This is a genomic window from Zavarzinella formosa DSM 19928, from assembly GCF_000255705.1.
In the GTDB taxonomy this organism is placed as follows: Bacteria; Planctomycetota; Planctomycetia; order Gemmatales; family Gemmataceae; genus Zavarzinella; species Zavarzinella formosa.
On record NZ_JH636440.1, the window covers coordinates 596794 to 601190 of the forward strand.

Consider the following 4397-nt stretch of genomic DNA (forward strand, 5'->3'; position numbering starts at 1 on the left):
CCGGCGATATGCCCGCGAACATGCGGTGCCGCTGACCGAAGTGCCCGGCACCGCCCGAGGCGGTCGCGTCACCGTGGACGACGTGAAATCCCACATTCGCAAACGGATGGCCCAGCCTGCCGGCACCGGCGGGGGAGGCATCACCGCCCCGCCGATGCCGGACTTTTCCAAGTACGGGCCAATTGAAAAGAAACCTCTCAGCAATCTCCGCAAGAAGATCGCCGAGAACCTGACCATCGCCGCGAACGTCATCCCGGCCGTCACCCAGCACGATCTCGCGGACATCACCGACTTGGAAGCCGGCCGGAAGCGGATCACCGAGAACCTGCCGAAGGGTTCGCCGAAGGTGACGATGACGGTGCTGGCGATCAAGGCCGTCGTCGCCGCCCTGAAAGAGTTCCCGCACTTCAACGGAGCCTTCGATCTGGCGAACAATGAAATTGTCCTGAAGCAGTATTACCACATCGGCATTGCCGTTGACACCGAACGCGGTTTGGTGGTTCCCGTGATCCGCGACGCGGACAAAAAGAGCATCCGCGATCTGGCCTCCGAAGTGGCGACGCTGGCCGAGAAGGCCCGCGGCGGCAAACTGACCATCGATGAAATGCGCGGCGGGACATTCACCATCACCAACCTCGGCGGCATCGGCGGCACCGCCTTCGCCCCGATCATCAACTACCCCGAAGTGGCCATTCTCGGCCTGTCCCGGTCGGCCCTCCAGCCGGTCTATAAAGACAACCAGTTCGTCCCCCGCCTCATGATGCCGCTGTCGCTGACTTACGATCACCGCATCATCGACGGCGCCGACGGCGCCCGCTTCACCACCCGGCTTGTGCAACTGTTCAGCGACCCCATCCGGTTGTTGATGGAGAGTTGAAAAGAGATTTAACCGCCGAGGGCACAGAGGACACGGAGAAGACAAACAAAGATTTCTCTCTTCTTGTTTTCTCCGTGCCCTCTGTGCCCTCGGCGGTTAAATCTCCTCTGTCTTTTGTGTCTCTTCCCCTCCGCTGTTTCTGGGCAAACCCCGATGAGTGACCTAAACAAAGAAATCCAACTTCTCGTCGTTGGCGGCGGCCCCGGCGGTTACCCGGCGGCCCTGCATGCGGCCGATCATGGCGTGAAGGTCATCCTCGTCGATTCGGACCCACGGCTTGGCGGCGTGTGCCTTAACCGAGGCTGTATCCCGTCCAAAGCGTTGTTGCATCTCGCCAAACTGATCGAAGAAACGAAGGAATCGGCCGAGCATGGCATCTCCTTCGGCGAGCCGAAGATCGACCTGCCCAAGCTACAAAACTTCGTCCAGCAAAAAGTCGTCGGCAAGCTGACCGGCGGCATCGGCATGCTCTGCAAGGGCCGAGGCGTCGAAGCCCTGACCGGCACGAAAGCCGTCTTCACCGGGCCGAACACCGTGAAGTTGGAAGGGGCCAACACCGGCACGATTACGTTTGAACACGCGATCATCGCCACTGGCAGCCTGCCCGCGATGCCGAAGGCGTTTGCCCTTGGCGACCCGCGCATCATGGATTCCACTGGGGCCTTGCTCCTGCCGGACGTCCCCAAGAAACTGCTCATCATCGGCGGCGGCTACATCGGCCTCGAAATCGGCACCGTGTACGCGGCCCTCGGCTCCAAGGTGACGGTCGTTGAATTCACGGATGGCCTGCTCCCCACCGCCGACCGCGACTTGGTGAAGCCCGTCGAAGACCGGCTTCGCAAGCGGTTTGAGGCGATCTATCTCAATACGAAAGTGGCCTCCCTGCAACCGACACCGCAAGGCATCGTCGCCACGCTCGAAGGCAAGGACGTTCCCGCCCAAGTCACGTTCGACCGCGTGCTGGTGTCGGTCGGCCGCCGCCCCAATAGCGCCGGGCTGGGTCTGGAGGCCGCCGGGGTGGAGATGAACGAACGCGGCCACATCAAGATCGACAAACAACGCCGCACCAACGTGCCGCAAATCCTCGCCATCGGGGACGTGGCCGAGGAACCGGGGCTGGCCCACAAGGCGACGGCCGAGGCCCGCACCGCCGTGGAAACCATCCTGAATCAGCCCGCCGCTTTCGAGCCGCGGGCGATCCCGGCCGTGGTCTTCACCGACCCGGAAATCGCCTGGGCGGGCATCACGGAAAAGGAAGCCCAGGACAAGGGTATCCGCTACGAAAAGCTGGCATTTCCCTGGGCCGCCTCCGGCCGCGCGGTGACGCTGGCCCGAACCGAAGGGTTGACGAAAATCCTCGTCGATCCCGGCACGCAACGGGTTCTCGGCGTCGGCATCGTCGGCGTCGGCGCCGGTGAAATGATCGCCGAGGCTGTGCTGGCCATTGAAATGGGCGCCGTCGCCCGCGACTTGGCCGAGAGCATCCACGCCCACCCGACCCTCTCCGAAACCGTGATGGAAGGGGCCGAACTGGCCTTGGGTGGCGCGACTCACTTGGCGAAGCCGAAGAAGCGATAACGCCTTGTGAGGCCGCAACGCCGTTTATGTGTTGCGGCCTCACGGGTTCCATGCCGTCTTTTCAGCCTTTCGATTTTGATGGCATCAATGGAACTCGCTTGATCAATCACCATTTCAACAGCCCGTCGGCACGCTTGGATGAATCTCCCAATTCGATAAGTTGATAAGTATTCGACGACATCGCACTCGCACTTTGCCGATGACCATTTTTTGAGGCTGCCCATGTTGCTTGATTCCGCACGGGGTTTGAAACAACAACTGAGGGATACTGTTCTCGCCCCTTTTTCCGATGAGGGGTATTTGGCGAAGTCGTATACACAGGCGCTCGAGCAGATGGGTCCGGGTTTGGGCTCGACAGCGGCGGCGCAGCCATCGATTGCCCTCGGCATTGCGAGGGCATCGGCGGCCGATTTTCAACTGGCCGTTCGGATTCAGCGGTCGGAATTGATTGACGGCAACGAGGTCAAGGAGATTCGCAAGCGGTCGATGGGTGAAGTCGATGTCCGGTTCATTGGCCGCGTCACCGGGCAGGCGACGCGATGGGGCCAACAGCGACACCGGCCATTGCAGATCGGCATCTCGGTCGGGAATGCCAAGGCCGCCGCAGCCGGCACCCTCGGGGCGTTTGTCCGGAAACGCGACACCAAGGCGGTCTGCATCCTCTCGAACAATCATGTGCTGGCCAATGAAAACCAAGCGAGAATCGGCGATGCCATCCTTCAGCCGGGTGGAAAGAAAGGGGAGGAAGAGGGAGACATCGACCCAGCCGATCTCATCGCGACACTGGCCAAAACTGTGCGGTTGAGGAAAGAAGGCGTGAATCTCGTCGATGCCGCAATGGCTGAATTGGCGGCCGGGCAGGAATTCGACCCAGGCACAATCCGGGGACTTGGCAATCTGGCCGGGTTGGGCGCCGAATTTGTGGATGTGGGCACGAAACTGGCCAAACTTGGCCGGATGTCGGGCCTGACGCACGGCCGGGTGACGGTGTTTGAACTTGACACCCTCATTATCGATTATGGGATCGGGAAGCTCCGTTTCGACCAACAATTGGAAATCGAAGGGGCGGGCGACGACCCGTTTAGCCAGACAGGCGACAGCGGGTCTCTGATCGTCGAGGCCGACACCCGGCTGGCGGTGGCCCTGCTTTTTGCGTGCAGTTCTCTTGGCGGGGCAAACAACAAAGGGCTGACTTACGCCAGCCCGCTCCGGTTTGCGCTTGATGCCCTCAAGGCTGACTTGGTCGTCAAGTGAGTTTCATTTAGGATGAATGACATGGCCATTTCGCAACCGATCACGCTGGAGCAAGCCCGTGCGGCCAAACCACTGGCCGCGATGGCGTTCGCGCCGCTGGCCACGGTTGTCGGCCTCGGCATCACCCGCATCGGAACCGGCTACGGAATCAAAGTGAATTTGCAGAGCCAGCCATCCGGAAAAACAACCCTGCCGACAGAAATCGACGGCGTCCCGGTGCAAGTCGAAGTCACCGGCCAACCCCGCAAACAAGGGCCTCATTGATCGCCGCCGAAGGCATCGGCCAGAAGGCGTTTGCCTCTGTCTTGTTGATGCGAGGCTTGGGTTGATTTCAGCAATTCCAGAACTTGCTCGAGTTGGTAGCCCAGTTCCTCGCACATCCACAGAAGAATTTTTTGGGCCATCTCTGTGTTGCAATGACCGATGGCTTGATTGATCAAAAAGCCAATCGCAACGAGATAAACGCCACCAGATTTTTTGTCTGATTCCCAAGCCACAAAACCCAACTGGTGCCAAGTGGCGGCCTCCCCGGCTCGGTCGCCAATCTCTTGCCGCATGGCGAGGGCCTTGGCGAACCCGGCCCTTGCCTCCGCGTATTTCGCCTCTCTCAGGTCGATGGTCGCCAAGTTGTGCCAGGTGTTGGCCTCCCCGGCTCGGTCGCCAATCTCTTGCCGCATGGCGAGGGCCT

The 4397-nt window shown here is 60.8% G+C and carries 5 protein-coding genes; 4 read left to right on the forward strand and 1 reads right to left on the reverse strand.

Translation table 11 applies throughout. The features are described 5' to 3' along the window. From BGIM_RS66495 to BGIM_RS0113425, 4 genes are all read left to right on the forward strand, one after another. The coding region (locus BGIM_RS66495; RefSeq protein ID WP_202947260.1) for a 2-oxo acid dehydrogenase subunit E2 at window positions 1-877 on the forward strand (877 nt) is incomplete at its 5' end. Window positions 878-1030: 153 nt separating this feature from the next. After that, complete coding sequence (lpdA, locus tag BGIM_RS0113415) at window positions 1031-2455, forward strand: dihydrolipoyl dehydrogenase (protein WP_020470284.1); 1425 nt, start codon at window positions 1031-1033, stop codon at window positions 2453-2455. A 222-nt stretch (window positions 2456-2677) separates the two neighbouring features. Beyond that, window positions 2678-3709 carry a hypothetical protein gene (locus tag BGIM_RS50220; RefSeq protein WP_020470285.1) on the forward strand — a complete coding sequence of 344 codons (1032 nt, stop codon included), beginning with the start codon at window positions 2678-2680 and terminating at the stop codon, window positions 3707-3709. Between the two features lie 21 nt (window positions 3710-3730). Then, a complete protein-coding gene (locus tag BGIM_RS0113425) occupies window positions 3731-3973 on the forward strand; it encodes a hypothetical protein (protein ID WP_157368951.1) in 243 nt (80 codons plus the stop codon). Here the strand turns inward: BGIM_RS0113425 and BGIM_RS50225 are convergent. Further along, the coding region (locus BGIM_RS50225) for a tetratricopeptide repeat protein (protein ID WP_040888839.1) at window positions 3967-4397 on the reverse strand (431 nt) is incomplete at its 5' end. The two genes, BGIM_RS0113425 and BGIM_RS50225, sit on opposite strands and share 7 nt — an antisense overlap.

Bases quoted from the DNA above. Each gene is read 5' to 3' on its own strand.
- BGIM_RS50220 (WP_020470285.1), top strand. From the start codon at position 2,678: ATGTTGCTTGATTCCGCACGGGGTTTGAAACAACAACTGAGGGATACT.
- BGIM_RS0113425 (WP_157368951.1), top strand. From the start codon at position 3,731: ATGGCCATTTCGCAACCGATCACGCTGGAGCAAGCCCGTGCGGCCAAA.
- lpdA (WP_020470284.1), top strand. From the start codon at position 1,031: ATGAGTGACCTAAACAAAGAAATCCAACTTCTCGTCGTTGGCGGCGGC.